Source organism: Corynebacterium singulare, assembly GCF_000833575.1.
Taxonomy (GTDB): domain Bacteria; phylum Actinomycetota; class Actinomycetes; order Mycobacteriales; family Mycobacteriaceae; genus Corynebacterium; species Corynebacterium singulare.
The window spans coordinates 1027840-1044337 of sequence record NZ_CP010827.1 but is presented as its reverse complement, the minus strand read 5'-3'; the positions used below and the strand labels follow the sequence as shown (position 1 = coordinate 1044337).

Genomic DNA, 16498 nt, shown 5'->3' with positions numbered 1-16498 from the left:
GGCATCACCGACATTTGGCTCGTCGGCAGCGCGCTGGCTACCACTACCTTGCCCCGGTGTCTTGGGCCTCGTCCTCGGGGTCAGCAAGGTCACTACTGGGCCAGGGGCATGATCAACGCAACCCAGTTGAGTTACTGCCAGCGAATGCTCACCACTCATTTTCACCGCAGCCCAACGTCCCCAATGGCGCAAAAATCGAACATTCAGCCCATTACCACCAACCCATCCCCTGGTTGTGCAAGCATAACTAACCTCACAGCCATCCACGTCGCACGGGAGCGATGACTATCAACCACCACAAGATCGATACACAATCAATCACTACTTACTATGAACATGTGTGCCAACCATTGCAGTTGCTGCAATATCTTCCCTCCAAATCAGGGATTCCGCTGCGCTCAACAAAAGGGGCTCGTCGTCCAAAAGAAACCGGTGGCCGGCACCACAATCTTTGTGGTTCCGGCCACCGGTTCGCAATAGCGTTATGAGACTGATTAGTCCCTAAAGTAGCTCAGCAGACGGAGAATCTCGGTGTAGAGCCAGACCAAGGTCACAGCCAGACCAAGAGCGATACCCCAGGCGTACTGAGCCGGAGCGCCCTGACGGATAAGGCGATCAGCTTGGTCAAAGTCCGTCATGAAGGACAGCGAAGCCAAGACGATGCAGACAAGGGAGAAGATGATGGCGAGCATGCCGCCATCACGCAGCGGGTTGAAGCCGAAGAAAATAGCACCCAGCATGTTACCCAGCGCCAACACTGCCACACCGGCAATAAGGCCGAACATGATCTTGTTGAACTTCGGGGTGACCTTGACCGCACCGGTCTTGTAGACCATCAGCATGCCGATGAATACACCTACAGTGCCCATGATGGCCTGACCGATAAGCGCCATACCATCGGAGTTACCGAAGGATACGCCAGCGAACATGAGCGAGAAGCCGCCCACGAAAAGGCCCTCAAACACGGCGTAAATCAACGTCGCCGCAGCGGAACCAAACTTCTTGCCAAACGTTGAGACGAGAACAGTAATGAAACCGCCCAGCGCACCAACCAAGGTAAGAATCATCGCAATACCCGGGTTGATCAACTCGCCGATGGCGAAGTTGATCACGGCCATGGCGATAACGACGCCAAGAGTAATGCCAGTCTTGGTCACCACGTCATCGACGGTCAACGGACGATCAGTGGTGCGGTTTCCCTGGCCAAATGGGTTGTCGCTCTGACCGTATGGATTACCCTGGACCTGGCTTTGGCTGGACGAGAGAGAATTCATCACAGGGTTGCTAGAACGCACGCGAATCCCGATTCCTTTCACAGTCTTTCTCAAAAGCGGCCTTCCAAGCCGCCTTGTTTGTTGTTTCATTGGGATCAACGTTCCCCATTGCTCGGAAGTTCCCAAGAATCTCAAAACTCGCAAAACTATCTACACTTAACAGTGATGCGCCGACAAACACTGGCTTGGCTGATAGACGCAGCAATAGTGGGTGCCTGTAGCTATCAGTCTTAGATTTGCTCCTCGCACACCAACTGGAACGACCTACGCTTCACGCAGATGACCTTTTCTCTTGAAAGAGGACAACCCGCTTGAAAAAGCTTCCTTTTGTGTTTACCACTATTGCACTATCCAGAGCGGATAAAGCATTGACCCGAACCCACCCCAATTAGCACCAACATCACGAGCACCACCGAAGAATCCTCGAGTGCTAAAGCTACACGAACAACTGACTCCGCCGAACCATCAGTCTTGCCCGAAGAACCTCGACCTGAACCAGGCCTTTCTGAAATCGAAAAAGCCATAGCCGAGCGGGTCCTGTCTGAGCCGGTCCTATCTGAGCCGGTCCCAATCGGGCCCCGTTGTTGAATGCCTTAAGGGGCATACCTGGTCTGCACGATGGTCTAACAGCACCGTCGGCTATTCCCAGTGGTGCTACGATACCTGAGACGGAGAGGCCCTTCAAAGCCAGCGGAGTGCCGACCTTATCTCCACGGGGCAACAGCATCTTAAGCAGTCTATCCTATGGATACAATTGGGCTAATTGCCTTGAAGCCGGCCACGGGGGTTCACCTGCGGGTTTACCTATTTTCCCAGGTGGCTTATAACTATATCCCTGTAGATCTATATCCCTAACTGATCAGTCGACAAAACGGCATTTTGTGGGTTACGGTTTATACTCCCGCCTCGCCTGACGGCTCGTTGGGCTGCCGCCCAAATCAGAGATTTGGCTGCCACTAATTAGTCCTTGTTGAGGGCGCGTCGTGAAAGAATCAACAACTAAGACTTACCTACCCATCTTAGAAAGCCATGACCACACCACAATCACTGATTACTCGCCTGGCGGCTCCAGACGCCACTGGGCGCACTGAAGCCGATATTCAGTCCGACATCAAGACCCTACTGATCACTGCCGACTTCGACCTGGATACCCCGCGGTTGGAAGAGCAGATCGGTGACGGCTCTCGTCGGCGAATCGATATCGCTACCGGCGCTACTGTCATCGAAGTGAAAAAACGACTCACCAACGAGATCGCCGATGCTGACTACATCAATCAACTCGCTGGCTACGTCACCACCCGTATGAGTCAAGATGGTTCCCGCTATAACGGAATCCTCACCGACGGGAAAACCTGGTGGTTGTTCGAGCAGTCCCCCGCCGATGGCTCCTTTGCTCGGCGCAGTACCTTCGAACTCTCCTCCGGAGCCACCGAGGTCGGTCTTGTCGAATGGCTCCAAGCCGTGCTAGCTACTCGTAGCAACATCACCCCCACCCACGCCAATATTGAAAGCCTGCTTGGAGCCTCCTCCCCCGCCTACAGCCAGGACGTGGCCTATCTGTTGGATTTGTACGCCCAAGTCCGCACCAACCCAACTGTGGGATTAAAACGCGACCTGTGGGCACGCCTGCTGCGTAGTGCGCTGGGTACCGGCTTCGATACGGACAACAACAAACTGTTCATCGATCACACTCTGCTAGTGGTTGAAGCCTCTGTGATCGGTCACGCGGTGATGGGGCTTCCCCTTGACGACTTGCTCCAGCACCCTGAGCGCCTGCTTAGTGGTGACGAGTTCCGGCAAGCCGGAATTTACAACGTTATTGAGTCCGGCTTCTTCGACTGGATTCTTCTTGCCGAGGGAGGACAAAAGTACCTCTCTCGCATCGTGAAACGCATTCAAATGTTCGATTGGTCAGACATTGACCACGATGCGCTGAAAATCCTCTACGAGTCGGTCATCAACGCCGATGTGCGCAAAGGCATGGGCGAGTACTACACCCCCGATTGGTTAGCCGAAGGGGTCACTGCCAAGGTTCTGGATAAACCGTTGGAACAATCCGCCCTCGACCCAGCCTGCGGCTCAGGCACGTTTCTCTTCCAAGCAATCCGGCGGATCATCACCGCCGCCGAAGCCGCTGGGTGGGACTCTCCAACAATCGTCGAACACGTTCAAAGCCACGTTTTCGGCCTCGACATCCACCCCGTGTCCGTGCTTTTGGCTCGTGTGACCTACTTGCTCGCGCTCGGCGAGCACCTCCACGACCGCGGGGACGTGTGGGTACCGGTGCACCTGGGGGACTCCATGCAGTGGTACCAACCCGGCGACCATGAGGAAAACGTCTTTACCATTAACACCGAAGGTGTTGACCTGGCCGATGTTCAAAACGCCACCTTGTTCTCCATCGCCCGCACCCTGGCCTTCCCGCTGAACTCGCTAGGCGATACGGACACGTTCGACCAGCTGGTCACTGCCATGACCGACCGGGCCAAGGAACACACTGACCCCACGGCCCCGCGCCCGGAGGTTGACTCCGTGCTCAAGAGGTTCGGGATCGCCCCGAGCACCGCGGACTACACCCTCCTGGCGGATACTTTCGCCACCCTGTGCGACCTCAATGCTGAAGGCCGTGACAGTATCTGGGGCTTTTACATTCGCAACCAGGTTCGCCCCCTTTGGCTGTCCATGCCCGGCAGGCGAGTCGATGTACTCATCGGCAACCCGCCGTGGGTGGCTTATCGGTACATGACCCCCGATCTTCAGGAGAAATACCGAGCCTTCGCCAACCGCTACAACCTATGGCACGGTGGCGCGGTCGCCACCCAACAAGACCTGGTGGGACTGTTCATCACCCGAAGTGTGGCCAAGTACCTCAACGACGGCGGAACCTTCGGCTTCGTCACCCCACTGGCCGTCTTGTCGCGGAAAGCCTACGAAGGCTTCCGGGCCGGGCGATGGGGGACGTACCTGCGCGGTGAGTTCACCGAAACATGGGACCTGGACAAGATGCGCCCGCGCGGGTTCTTCCCCGTCCCCTCAGCAGTGGTGTTCGGCACGAGGCATACCTTCCATGACCCCACCAAGAGCAGCGAGGAACCCGCCTGTGGGTTCCCGCCCACCAAGAAGGTGCTGTCAGGCCTGCGCGTCCGAAACGACTGGCCGGCCACCTACGAGGCGTTGACAATCACCGAGGCGAAAAACGTCGAACTGGGCACCGATGCTGGCGACCGCTCCCCCTACAACGAGGTCGTCGTCAACGGAGCGACGATCTTCCCCCGGATGCTGTTTTTCGTCGAGGAGCAGACTCAAACCACCTCCCGACTAGGCAGAACACAAGGAACCACCACAGTGGAGTCCTACCGCACCTCGCTGGAAAAAGAACCGTGGAAGTCCCAACCATCCTGGTCAGCAACTCTGCCCAGTAGGTACATCTTCGACGTTCACCTTGGCTCCACACTTGTCCCTTTCGGACTATTGGAGCCGTGGCGGGCGGTGCTGCCCATTGAGCGCCAGCAGTTGATGGACGAGCAACAGATCGACAACGCGGATAACAGTGTGCGGGACTGGTGGCGTGACGTCTCCCAGCGCTGGGAGGACAACAAGACCAAACAATCCAAGCTGTCCTTGATGGGTAACTTGGATTACCAGCGCAAGCTATCGAAGCAGCTCAACGCTGTAAAGCATCGTGTGCTCTACAGCGCATCCGGAAACACTGTCGCTGCTGCTCGAATCGCTGACCCCCGAGCAGTAATCGAGCACAAGCTGTACTGGATGCCAGCTAACGGTAAAGAAGAAGCGAGGTACCTTACCGCGATTCTTAACGCGCCGGTAACAACCGAGATGGTGGCGGTATATCAGTCCCGTGGCTTGTTCGGTGGACGTGATTTCGACAAGAACGTGTGGCGGTTGCCGATCCCGAAGTTCAACCCAGCTGACCCACTACACATGCGGTTGGTTAATCTCGCGACGAAAGCCGAGGAAGTCGCAGCTGGAGTGGACGCGGGTGCCTATGGTTTCCAGAAACACCGTCGACTCGTGCGCGACGCGCTCACCAAGGCCGGGATCACCGAGCCAATGAACGTCGCCGTGAAAAACCTTCTGGGCGAGGACGACTAGAAAGTGGGGGTGAGTAGTAAAGAAAAGCGCAATGCCGGGGTACTATAAAATTCTCTCATCCCTGTTCTCTCAAGGAGATTTCTCATGAAAAAGCGAGCACTCGTCGCTGCTCTATGCTGCCTCTCTACCGCCTCGACAACAGCTGTTGCTGCCCCAGTTGCTACGGCTCAGACCGCCACCGCGAACAAGACCATGGCTGACCAATACGAGGTTGAATTTGGCACAATCCCTCAACCTTTTAAAAGCGTTTACGGCATAGAGACTTCTACTCGCCTTCGGTACTCAGGATTACCGAGCGGAGCGAAGCTCACCATTCTGGGCCCTAATGGTGGAGATACGGATACTGAAAACGGCCTTTATGTAGCCATCCAGAATGACCGGGAACTATGGCTTCAGATATTTCCACGGAGTCTGCCTCGTGCGGCATCCACCTCGAATACCGTCAAGTTTTTAGTTGTATATCCTGATGGTTCCACAGAAGTAGTCGATCACACTTTCACCGTATATCCTCTACAAAAGCTTATATACTCACCTAGGATTGACGCCCCAATGGTTCAAGAAGGTGTCGATACCAATCTAACAATCGAAGATCTCCCAAAGGGGGCGCAGGTTCAGATTGTGGATGCTCCTGCGGGTTGGAAAACTAGTATCAGGGGGAATGTCCTCACGGTCAATGCTTCTCAAACTGGAAGTGGGAGCGTGGTTACTTATATAACGTTTGCAGATGGAAGTAACCTTCCAGTGACGTTTGAAATCACTGCTGAGCCAAAGTCGACCACTTCGAAGGAGACGGAAAAGCCCCAACTACCTGGGGAGAGTACCGAAACGGATGCAGCTGACGATAAGCAGTCTAACCCTGCTATTAGTGGTGGTTCTTCCACCGCTGGGACCATTGCCGGTGTTATTGGCGCAGTACTCGCTATTGCACTGTCCATTGGCGGCGCTGCCTTCGCGGGTCTTATTCCTGGCCTCAAACTCCCCTTCTAAAAAGAACAAATAAGGGCGCCCCACAGGTGGGAGCGCCCTTTCTTTTCATTCGGTGACCGTTGCCCAGGCGGAGAAAGTGCAGGCAAAACCACACGCTAGCGAGACCTCACGGGCGCACGGGCCCGACCCCCGGAAAGTAGACACATCGGGGTCAGGCCCACTGGTCTAAAAGGTCTAGCGCGACACCAATCGCCTAAGCTGCATGAGCGATCGGGCACTGCGACTAAATAAACAGGCGCATGGCTGTCGATTCGGGGTAGTTGGTACCGCGAGTCCGCGTAGTTGGAGTCTCCGGAACACCGGTACCAAAAACCCGCATCCGACATGCCTCACGTCGATACTCAGGCGTGTATTTCTTGCACTGAATATCCTCCCCTCCGGAGACAAGATCCGCACAAAAGGGTTTCTACTAAACGAAGGCAACCTCACCTAGGTCTGAACGGCAGTGCATTTTGAGTAGCTTCCAACCAGCCATTCGCGTAAACAGAAATCTGCGAAGACCTCACAATTTCGATAAATGAGCTTATCGTTTAAACCAATAAGCTTGGACTCGCTCAAGATGCGTCAATTTCGTCTAGCGATTTACCTTTTCAAAGGTATCCAAGGACTCAAGCTCATCGGAAGTAGGATAGCCCTCCCAATCACCGCTCGATAGACAAGCGAAAGCGCCAATTTTGACTCCGAGCTCAAGCGCATCTTGAACAGTTTGGTTAGACAATCTTGCCGATAGATAACCCGCCGCAAATCCGTCTCCAGCGCCCACTGAATCGATGACCTCGACCTTTTTTGCAGGCAAATGAATAATTTCATCGCCGTCAAATGCCCAAGCACCACGAACCCCTTCCTTAATCACCGGTTCCTTTGCCCCCATCTCCCGCAAAGCACCTAGAAGTCGATGAACTTCCGACTCGCTACAATCCCCAGGAACTAGGTCTCCGTCGATTGCCAACGCCGCCTCAGAAACCCCTGCAAATAGATAATCGACTTGAGGAACTACCCCGCGGAAGGACTTGGATGCTTGAGATTCCCCCCAGAGCTTGCTACGAAAATTCATATCAAATGAGACCTGAGCTCCTGACTCACGCGCAATTTCAAGTGCATGAAGCGACGTAGCGCGCGACGAGTCTGACAGTGCCAGAGAAATCCCAGTGAAATGTAAGAGCTCAGCTTCCTTAATAATATCAACTGGAATATCCTCTGGAGCTGTGTGAGCAGCAGCTCCTTCTTTTCGAAAGTATATTACATTTAGCCTGTCGCCATAGGGACGCGTCTTGATCATCAATCCCGTCGGAAACGGCTTTTCAATGGCATAAACATTGATGCCTTCTCCTAGCAATCCTTTCTTGATCATCTCGGCAAAGTCATCGTTACCAACTCCGCCAATCCAGGAAACACTATTCCCCAAACGGGCAAGTGCAACTGCACAATTAGCTTCAGCACCGCCAAAACCTGCAACCATTGTGGATTTAGAAGCCAAGCGCTCAACATTTGTGGAGGTAATCAGCCCCATTGTTTCGCCGAGTGACACAATTTTCGCCAACGCAACCCCTACCTATTCATGTTCGATCGCAGAAACGAAATCGCGCGCTTTCACACGAAGCGCGTTTAAATCATGATCTTCGAAAACACTTCCAATAAGCGGTCCCCCAACGCTGACCGCAAAAGCTCCGCGTCTAAGCCATTCACGGGCACCGTCAAGGTCGATACCTCCCGACGGAATAGCCTTCAGCTCTGGAAATGGACCTTTCAAGTGACTCAAGTATTCAGCTCCGACTGTCTGCGCCGGAAAAACCTTGACGGCAGAAGCCCCAAGACTGATCGCACGCTGAACCTCAGTCGGCGTCAGCGCACCAGCGTACATTGGGATGCCTTTTTGAACCGCAAACCGAACGACTTCCTCTTCGACATTCGGCGAGACTAGAAACTTTGCTCCACCTTCGAAAGCCCTCTGAGCATCGCGTTTGGAGAGAACGGTACCTACTCCAACAGACACATCCTTGCCGAAATACTCAACAAGTTTTGGCAACTCGTCCAATGTATTTGGAGTAGTCAAGGTAAGTTCGAGAGCTGTAATGCCTTCCGAAATCAAAACCTCCATCACTTCTCGATAATCACTGGCATCGTTTGCTCTGAGAACCGCGATTATTTTCGGATTACTTTTCAATCTTTTTCCCCTCAATCATTTGGTAAGTAAACAGATAACCCCGGAACCATATGCTTTTTCGCGACCGATTGAAGCATGATCCCGAGTTCCTTTGCACGCGACGACGTGAACCGTTGCGCTGGAACAGTCAGGCTAACGGCAGCAATTGGAACCCTATTCCGAACTACCGCAACGGCTACACAACAAATTCCGGGCTCATTTTCCTCGCGCTCAATTGCATATCCGAGCTCTCGAGCGTTTTCAACTTCTATTCGTGCGCTACCTTGAAACTCCTCCGGGATGCCAGCACCCGACAGCTCGGCGGCCGTAAGTACCCTGCCGAGCGAAGTTGAAATCTTCGAGCTCTTCACGCCGATAGTTGACCAAACTCGAATTGAACGATCCGGCTCAATCTTGTCGATATACCGAACAAAGCGACCTTCAGGCACGCCGACATGAGCTAGCTCCTTTGCACAGGTTGAAGCTTCAAGCGCGATTTCATGCAGGATTAAGCGAAGAGAATCTTCGCCCAAAAATACATCCGATAATGAAAGCGCAGCTTGTCCCAAACGATAATTGCCACTCGAATCGAGCTGTTCAGCATAGTCTCGTTGCTTAAGCGTAGAGAGCAGTCTATGGACTACAGCCTTATCAAGGGCAAGCTCCTTGGAAATTGTTCCCAAGGGTTTGCCTTCCATGCCGGACTGAGCCAGGTAGTCCAGCACACGCAGCGCGCGGTCAACACCGTTGAGAATATTACCCATTTTGCCAATTCACTCTCACTTATTTATTTGACATTGCGATTCAAATTGTAGGCAGTACCGTCTTCGCCGTGGACGGCATCAGAATCTATCGACATATCCCGGTCCAACGTCTCAGGCACAAACCAGCTGGTAACAAATGTGCACAACATCGTGAAAGAAATGTAAATCGCAATTGGAATCCAATTTCCAAAATTGATGAGTAACCAAGCGCAGATCATGGGGGCGATTCCACCGCCAATAAGTGCCGAAATCTCACGTGCAATCGTAACTCCGGAATATCGATACCGCGTACCAAAAAGCTCTGGGAAATACGACATTTGGACACCAACATTACCATAGGCAGCGAATACGTAGCCAAGAATCACAGCAACCCCAACCATCAAGGCGGTTCCCTGTCCGAGTAAGTTGAAATAGACAAATGGAAGAACTGCGGCAATTCCCGAAATTAGGAGGTAAATCGGTTTCCGCCCAAACTTGTCAGACAGATATCCCCAAGTGAAAGCTGACACCATACCTACTATCGCCCCGACCAGCTGAATATCAGTAATCGTTGAGCGCGGAAACAGATCATTGGTTCCACTAAGCATTACATGCGCAGTGACATAAGTTACAAAGAATGTTTGAACCGTATACGAGTTCGTATTGGGACCCCAATTCATGAGGGCAACTTGAGCAATCCGCTTCCATCCAAATTTCATAGCTTGAACAACTGGAGCCGAATTTTCGTGATACTCATTGGTTGACGCCTTCAATTCGACAAACACCGGCGATTCGGCCAAGTGGCGACGGATCCGCCAAGCTACGACCGTAATTAGAATTGAAATCCAAAAGACGATGCGCCAGCCCCAAGCCATAAATGCTTCTTCACTCATCACCCATTGCAGAAGAGAAAAGACAAAGGTGCCCAAGACTGTTCCCCCGGCCGCACCCACCATCACGGTAGAGGAGAGCCTTCCCCTGATTCCCGGTCTCGCAGTTTCAGTTAGCAGAGTTGCAGAGCCAGATTGTTCGGCCCCAGCCCCAAGCCCCTGAAGTAGGCGCAAGACAAACAATGAAATTGGAGCGGCAATACCAATTGCGGCATATGAAGGTACCAACCCGATAAGGAAGGTTGCAGCCCCCATCAGTGCCAACGTCGAAACTAAGACCCACTTGCGCCCAAGCTTTTCACCAAAGTGTGCAAATACAAGCCCACCGAGAGGGCGAGCCAAGAAGCCGACCGCAAATCCCGCAAACGACATCAGTGAGCCTGCAAGCGGATCGGACTCCGGAAAAAACACGCTCGGAAATACTAGCGCGGCCGCCAACCCATAGATCGCAAAATCAAATTGCTCAAGCATCGTCCCAACTCCGCCAGCTAATGCAGCCGTACGAAGGTTTTTGCGCGAACGTGCCTCTGAGTACGCCTTCTCGATTTCAGCCGACGAGAGAACAGCTTCCCCTGAATTCAAACCCGATGCCTCCTTCAAATCAAACCCTATTGCGTTGGTCGCAATGGTCATTGTCTTACACGCAACACACTATCGGATTGACTGTTCTTTTTCAGGCAGATTTCCGCGTTCGCCATACAATACCCCCATACGGGGGACTGCCCCACACAAGAGGAGCTGAATAGTTCCGCATGCTCAGCGGGCCGATCAAAATATTTCTACGACCGCGATCTGCTTCTAGGAAGCTATATCCGGCCTGGTTGCTGTCATAAGCATGGCCGAGTGGAGCGTCCTCGGTTTAGTTCCTACCTCAGCTAAGGAAGGATTGAATTATGCCTAGAAAGAATTCCGTCGAGTTCTAGGAGAAGACAGTCCATCAGATCATCGAAATGGTCCGCTCGGGGTCTTGCTCACTGCAACGCGCCTACACGGAGGTCGGTGAGCTGCTTGGAGTACCTCACCACACGTTGCAGGCTTGGTAGCGTGACAGTGATAATTCTGATGCGCTAGGCGGCGAAACAATGGAAGTAGAACTTAGGGCATAACAAACTTAGGGCGTGACTGCAGGACGAATCCATGGAAACCAGCTGATTCACCATAGCGATCGGGGCAGTCAATACGTGTCACTGAAGTATTCCACCGCACTAGCAAAATCCGATATCCGGCCGAGCGTCGCAACGGTCGGAGATTCTTATGACAACGCTCTCGCCGAGACAGTCAACGGACTCTACAAGGCTGAACTCATTCACGCCCAAGGCCCGTGGACGTCAGTGGGAGAAGTTGAGTTGGCGACCTTGCGGTGGGTGCATTGGTGGAACACTAAGCGACTTCACGAAGCATTGAACTACGCCCCCACAAGAAACAGAAACCGAGCACTATCTCATCTAGCCCATCAACACCGGGCCGTAAAAGAAGCGGAACTAAACCCAGGACGCTTCAGGACGCCAAAGAGAAGAAGCAGCACGCAAAGGCGAAAGAAGAACTTAAACGACGCGGCCACCCAGACAGCCGACCAGCCGCATACGACGCCCACATCGACAACGAATGGAACCCCAGCTTAGGCATAAGAAAAGGCTGGGCCGGGCGCTCCTAAATCCACTCGAAATGTCCCCTTAACCCAAAATAACCGCCAGCGGGGGCAACTCAAAAAATCTCGAGACACCGACCGGAACGATGTCTCGAGACATCACATGGTGCCCCCACTGGGACTCGAACCCAGACTGAATCGATTTTAAGTCGACTGCCTCTGCCGATTGGGCTATGGGGGCCAAACCGTGCCTAACTATTTTAGGACACGGGTAATGCCGAAAAGAAAATAGGGTCAGGCTGCAGCGAGCCCTGCGATGATGCCGTCGAGAATGTCCTTCTCACTGATGAAGAAGGAACGGGCGCTGCTGTTACGTTCAATCATCGTCATGATGCCCTCGACAGCCACGCAGCCGCCGCCGATCACGTCGGCGCGGCCTGGGTGGATGACGGGGTTGAGGGCTCGCACGTCTGAGGCCAGACCAATCATCTGCCGCGTCAGCACACGCAGGGCGTCAAAACGAAGCTCAGAGCCATGGATGGAATCCGCGTCATAGCGCTCCATGCCCTGTGCCAAGGCAGACAAGGTTGTGAAGGTGCCAGCGCAACCTACGAAGGTAACGGCCTTGTCAATGGGCACAATCTTTTCAACGTCAGCCATGCGTTCGGCAACATAATCGGAGGCGATCTCCACTTCCGCCTCGGTAGGTGGATCGCTGCGCATCATGCGTTCCGTCAGGCGAACGCAGCCCATTTGTGCGGAATGAGAGCCAAGGATTTCGCCATCGATAGTGCCGACGACGAATTCGGTCGACCCACCGCCCAAATCGATGACGCAGTACGGCCCCTTCTCGGAGCTAAGATCGGCCACCGCACCCGTGAAGGACAGCAAGGCTTCCTCCTCGCCGGAAATAACTTCTGCGCGAGCACCGGGTTGAATCTGTCCCAGAAGCTCAGCGGTCATGTCGAAAAATTCACGGTGGTTTTTGGCATCACGCGTGGCGGAGGTGGCCACCATGCGGACACGTTCAACCTTCTCAAACTTCATCTGCTTGACGTATTCCTCAAGCGCAGCTCTGGTACGCGCGAGTGCCGCTGGGTCAAACTCACCAGTGGCATCGACGCCTTGGCCAAGACGAACGATTTCCATGGTGCGAGAGATGTCTCGAATCTTTCCATCCTCCTGAATCTCACTGATGAGAAGGCGAATGGAGTTAGTGCCGCAGTCGACAGCAGCAACGCGAGTCATACGTTAAGCCTTTCTTTTAACCGGCGTTTGAAAAATCGAACTGAGCCATGTCAATGCCCAACTCCCCCACGGTGGGCCAATCCTCCGGGATGGCGCTGCCTCGGAGTTTACCGTGTTCTGCCGCCATGGCTACGGCTTCCGTTCCGAAGCGAACGCGGCCAGGCCCTTCGGCCAGAGCGTAGGCGATGAGAACATGGAGGCACTTGACACGCTCAGGCATTCCTCCACCGGAAAAATCTGTACCTAGGTCCTCCATCTCATTACGAGTGGAAAGATAGTGGTCATGGGCAGCACGGTAGTCCTCCTGCAAAGCCTCGTCCTCGGCGAGACGCTGTTCCATCCACTTCATCACGTGGGCCACCTCGAGACGAGAAGCCTCTGCGGTCAGACGCGGGTCAGTGAGGTAGTAGAGGGTGGGGAACGGGGTGCCGTCGGGAAGCTTAGGCGCAGTCTTAATCACTGCGGGAGCTCCGTCGGGAGTGCGGTAGGCAATGTCCACGACGCCGCGCGGGGTGCGGCCTAGTTGTTCGCGGACGACGTCGAGATCAGCATCGGTCACGGTCATGGAGACCATTGTGACACGAGGACGTGGATCAGTCCTATTCAGTAGGGTTGTCGGTCTCTGTGTTCGGCTCCACCGCAACGCCGCCGTCGGCGTTCTCCCCTACTTGTGTTTCTGTTTCAGCTTCCTGAGCTACGGAGTCCCAGAGGACTGCGTACCATTCGCGGTCATCGGTCACCTCGCGGTGCTCCGACGTGACGGTATCTCCAGAGTCCATGCGAGGATCCATGATGCGGAAAGCCGTCTCTCCCTCATCCATGACGCCGAAACGGCGACGTGCTTCCTGCTTGATGTACTCGTCCGACTGGTACTTGTCGATTTCAGTGAGGAGCTGGTCCTTGCGCTCCTGCTTCGCTGCAATTGAGCTTTCAAGGCGCGCGATCTCTGACTGGCCATGGTAGTAATTGCGCAGCGGGACGGCGATGGTCAGCAGAACAACGAGCACGACAGCGATGATGACGCCGACACCGAGAATGTCGAGGCCCTTCGGCTGCTTCGGGCGCTTCGTGGTTTTGTGTGCGTCCCGGGCACGCGTATGTACCGGAACGGTGTTCCGGCGTTTAGTTCGAAGAGAGGTAGTGCGTGCCATCGGGAAGTTAGTCTAGCTCCCGAGAAGCAGGCTGCGGGTCAGCGCGCGAGCGAGTCACAAAAATAACAGGTGTCACAGGAAAAGGTGCCACAGATTCCTGCGGCACCTTTAAGGATTATCCCGCGATTGCGGGTCAATTCTTAACTTCGAGGGAGTTTAGCCCTGGAAGCGCGGGAAGGCGGAACGGCCAGCGTAGACAGCGGCGGTATCCAGCTCCTGCTCGATGCGCAGCAGCTGGTTGTACTTAGCCACGCGCTCGGAACGAGCCGGGGCACCGGTCTTGATCTGGCCACAGTTCAGAGCAACGGCCAGATCCGCAATGGTGGTGTCCTCAGTTTCACCGGAACGGTGGGACATCATGGTGCGGTAGCCGTTGCGGTGAGCGAGCTCGACCGCGTCGAAGGTCTCGGTAAGGGTACCGATCTGGTTCACCTTCACGAGCAGAGCGTTAGCAGCCTTCTTGTCGATACCCTCCTTCAGACGGGCCGGGTTGGTGACGAAGAAGTCATCGCCGACGATCTGGACCTTGTCACCAATAGTTTCGGTGAGCTTGGTGTAGCCCTCCCAGTCATCCTCCTGCAGCGGATCCTCGATGGAGACGATCGGGTAGTTAGCAATGAGGTCCTCGTAGACCTTAGCCATCTCCTCAGCGGTGTGCTCGCCGCCCTCGAAGTGGTACTTGCCATCCTTGAAGAACTCAGAGGAGGCAACGTCGAGTGCCAGAGCCACATCCTTGCCCGGCTCAAAGCCAGCCTTCTTGATTGCCTCAATGATGAGATCCAGAGCAGCTTTGGTGGACTCAGCCTCCGGAGCGAAGCCACCCTCGTCACCGAGACCGGTGGACAGGCCCTTGGACTTAATTACGGACTTCAGTGCGTGGTAGACCTCTGCACCGATACGCAGGGCCTCGCTAAAGCTCTCTGCACCGATCGGAGCAATCATGAACTCCTGGACGTCAACGCCGGAGTCAGCGTGCGCGCCACCGTTCACGATGTTCATCATCGGAACCGGCAGGACGTGAGCGTTCGGCCCACCGATGTAGCGGTAAAGCGGCAGGCCTGCAGACTCTGCAGCAGCCTTGGCAGTGGCCATGGAGACACCCAGGATGGCGTTTGCACCGAGGCGGGACTTGTTATCCGTGCCGTCCAGTGCAATGAGGGCCTGATCGACGAGACGCTGGTCATCAGCCTCGAAGCCAGCGAGTTCGTCTGCGATCTCTTCGTTAACGTTCTCTACTGCCTTGAGCACGCCCTTACCCAGGTAGCGCTCGCCACCGTCACGCAGCTCGTGTGCCTCGTGAACACCGGTGGAGGCGCCGGACGGTACGCCAGCGACGCCGCGTGCACCGTCGTCCAAGAACACCTCCGCCTCGATGGTGGGGTTACCGCGGGAATCAAGGATTTCGCGTGCCATTACGTGGATGATGTCAGCCATGCTGCTTTCACTCCTATAGAGCCAAATTGATTTTGGGGTTGTGCTTCGGGAGGGCTCCCAAATCACCTGCTATCCATTGTTCCAGAAAACTTCGGAACACGTCGGGCAGAACCGGACAACGTGACTAAAATCTAGGAGGTTGCCGGCTGCTCAATCGCGTATGAATTGGCAGCACCCGCCACTTTACGCACATATTCCTCGGATTGGTTGTAGTTGAGAATCGCCTCACGCCACCCCTCTGGGGTAGACAGGTCTCGATTACCAAAGCACAGGAGAGCCGCCGCACCAAGGGCAGCATCATCTATCTGGTTGGGGTCAGCCACACCGTCTCCATTTGCGTCACGTCCAAGGTGTTCCCACGAGGTCGCGATGAACTGCATGGGCCCCACGGCGCGATCAAATTCGACATCGCCATCTATCGTGCCACCATCGCTGTCAGGGACAAGGGTGGTGTTGTTCGAGCCATCGAGGGGAATTCCCACGATGGGCGGATCGGGGTAGCCGTTCTCATCGAGTGATGAGCGTTTAAAAATGTTGCCGTTATAGGAGCCATGGCGGGTCTCTACCCAACCAATACCTGCGAGGGTATTCCACCGGAGGTTGCAGTCAGGCCAGGTCTTGCTCGCTATAAGTTCTGCATTGCCATAGGCACGCAAAGCTTGCTCAGGGATACTCGTGGCGTCCTTGAGCTGATCCGACCACCATGAAAGTTTGTCCGCGGTGCGCCCGGGTGCCTCGACGTCGATAGCGGGTACTTCCGCTCCACCAATGGGAGGAAGATCGTGAGGCACGGGGTCGAGCTGCCGGAAAGGTGAGGGCTTATCTAAGAAGGACAAGCTCCAGGCCACGAGCGAAATGATAAGAATGATCGCCAGGACAATGCCGAGGCCGCAGCCCCCGATCCTCCGTAGCCCCTTAGTCATAGGC

Annotated in this window: 12 protein-coding genes, 1 tRNA gene and 2 pseudogenes; 4 read left to right on the top strand and 11 right to left on the bottom strand. The window is 54.6% G+C overall.

Going from position 1 to position 16498, the window contains the following annotated elements:
* Positions 1-494: 494 nt before the first annotated feature.
* Positions 495-1295 (bottom strand): Bax inhibitor-1/YccA family protein, encoded by an 801-nt coding sequence (locus CSING_RS04855; protein ID WP_042530194.1) that lies wholly within the window; start codon positions 1293-1295, stop codon positions 495-497.
* 1008 nt (positions 1296-2303) lie between these two features.
* On the opposite strand from CSING_RS04855, the gene CSING_RS04850 reads away from it, so the two are divergent.
* Together CSING_RS04850 and CSING_RS13590 are read left to right on the top strand one after the other, a co-directional pair.
* Positions 2304-5387, top strand: coding sequence for an N-6 DNA methylase (locus tag CSING_RS04850; protein ID WP_052471386.1), 3084 nt, complete (start codon positions 2304-2306; stop codon positions 5385-5387).
* Positions 5388-5471: 84 nt separating this feature from the next.
* Entirely contained in the window at positions 5472-6374 is a 903-nt protein-coding gene (locus CSING_RS13590) for a hypothetical protein (RefSeq protein ID WP_144403115.1), read from the top strand.
* 574 nt (positions 6375-6948) lie between these two features.
* Here CSING_RS13590 and CSING_RS04840 read toward each other — a convergent pair.
* From CSING_RS04840 to CSING_RS04825, 4 genes are read right to left on the bottom strand one after another with little or no spacing between them, the layout of a single operon-like run.
* On the bottom strand, positions 6949-7914 hold the full coding sequence (locus tag CSING_RS04840) for a sugar kinase (RefSeq protein ID WP_052471385.1): 966 nt from the start codon (positions 7912-7914) through the stop codon (positions 6949-6951).
* Positions 7915-7926: 12 nt separating this feature from the next.
* Positions 7927-8538, bottom strand: a complete 612-nt coding sequence (locus CSING_RS04835) for a bifunctional 4-hydroxy-2-oxoglutarate aldolase/2-dehydro-3-deoxy-phosphogluconate aldolase (protein ID WP_201773967.1) — start codon at positions 8536-8538, stop codon at positions 7927-7929.
* 11 nt (positions 8539-8549) lie between these two features.
* Positions 8550-9281, bottom strand: coding sequence for an IclR family transcriptional regulator (locus CSING_RS04830; protein WP_052471384.1), 732 nt, complete (start codon positions 9279-9281; stop codon positions 8550-8552).
* Positions 9282-9304: 23 nt separating this feature from the next.
* Positions 9305-10783: an MFS transporter gene (locus tag CSING_RS04825; protein WP_201773966.1), complete on the bottom strand. Its 1479-nt coding sequence runs from the start codon at positions 10781-10783 to the stop codon at positions 9305-9307.
* Positions 10784-11292: 509 nt separating this feature from the next.
* Between CSING_RS04825 and CSING_RS14040 the strand changes: the two are divergent.
* A pseudogene (locus CSING_RS14040) lies at positions 11293-11599 on the top strand (integrase core domain-containing protein); the annotation flags it as partial.
* A 76-nt stretch (positions 11600-11675) separates the two neighbouring features.
* Positions 11676-11804: pseudogene (locus CSING_RS13580) on the top strand (IS256-like element ISCau1 family transposase); the annotation flags it as partial.
* 98 nt (positions 11805-11902) lie between these two features.
* Here CSING_RS13580 and CSING_RS04820 read toward each other — a convergent pair.
* From CSING_RS04820 to CSING_RS04795, 6 genes are all read right to left on the bottom strand, one after another.
* Positions 11903-11979 (bottom strand) — tRNA-Leu (locus CSING_RS04820).
* Between the two features lie 53 nt (positions 11980-12032).
* Entirely contained in the window at positions 12033-12986 is a 954-nt protein-coding gene (locus CSING_RS04815; RefSeq protein WP_042530188.1) for a Ppx/GppA phosphatase family protein, read from the bottom strand.
* Between the two features lie 16 nt (positions 12987-13002).
* Positions 13003-13551: a DUF501 domain-containing protein gene (locus tag CSING_RS04810; RefSeq protein ID WP_042533160.1), complete on the bottom strand. Its 549-nt coding sequence runs from the start codon at positions 13549-13551 to the stop codon at positions 13003-13005.
* A 34-nt stretch (positions 13552-13585) separates the two neighbouring features.
* Positions 13586-14137 carry a septum formation initiator family protein gene (locus CSING_RS04805; RefSeq protein WP_042530186.1) on the bottom strand — a complete coding sequence of 184 codons (552 nt, stop codon included), beginning with the start codon at positions 14135-14137 and terminating at the stop codon, positions 13586-13588.
* Between the two features lie 156 nt (positions 14138-14293).
* The gene (eno, locus tag CSING_RS04800) at positions 14294-15571 is read right to left on the bottom strand and encodes a phosphopyruvate hydratase (protein WP_042530184.1); all 1278 of its coding nucleotides are present in this window, start codon (positions 15569-15571) and stop codon (positions 14294-14296) included.
* A 131-nt stretch (positions 15572-15702) separates the two neighbouring features.
* Positions 15703-16494: a lytic transglycosylase domain-containing protein gene (locus CSING_RS04795; RefSeq protein ID WP_042530182.1), complete on the bottom strand. Its 792-nt coding sequence runs from the start codon at positions 16492-16494 to the stop codon at positions 15703-15705.
* Positions 16495-16498: the final 4 nt, after the last annotated feature.

Excerpts from the sequence above, each read along its gene's own strand:
- CSING_RS04850 (WP_052471386.1), top strand. The coding sequence starts at position 2,304 with ATGACCACACCACAATCACTGATTACTCGCCTGGCGGCTCCAGACGCC.
- CSING_RS13590 (WP_144403115.1), top strand. The coding sequence starts at position 5,472 with ATGAAAAAGCGAGCACTCGTCGCTGCTCTATGCTGCCTCTCTACCGCC.
- CSING_RS04830 (WP_052471384.1), bottom strand. The coding sequence starts at position 9,281 with ATGGGTAATATTCTCAACGGTGTTGACCGCGCGCTGCGTGTGCTGGAC.
- CSING_RS04825 (WP_201773966.1), bottom strand. The coding sequence starts at position 10,783 with ATGACCATTGCGACCAACGCAATAGGGTTTGATTTGAAGGAGGCATCG.
- CSING_RS04815 (WP_042530188.1), bottom strand. The coding sequence starts at position 12,986 with ATGACTCGCGTTGCTGCTGTCGACTGCGGCACTAACTCCATTCGCCTT.
- CSING_RS04810 (WP_042533160.1), bottom strand. The coding sequence starts at position 13,551 with ATGACCGTGACCGATGCTGATCTCGACGTCGTCCGCGAACAACTAGGC.
- CSING_RS04805 (WP_042530186.1), bottom strand. The coding sequence starts at position 14,137 with ATGGCACGCACTACCTCTCTTCGAACTAAACGCCGGAACACCGTTCCG.
- eno (WP_042530184.1), bottom strand. The coding sequence starts at position 15,571 with ATGGCTGACATCATCCACGTAATGGCACGCGAAATCCTTGATTCCCGC.
- CSING_RS04795 (WP_042530182.1), bottom strand. The coding sequence starts at position 16,494 with ATGACTAAGGGGCTACGGAGGATCGGGGGCTGCGGCCTCGGCATTGTC.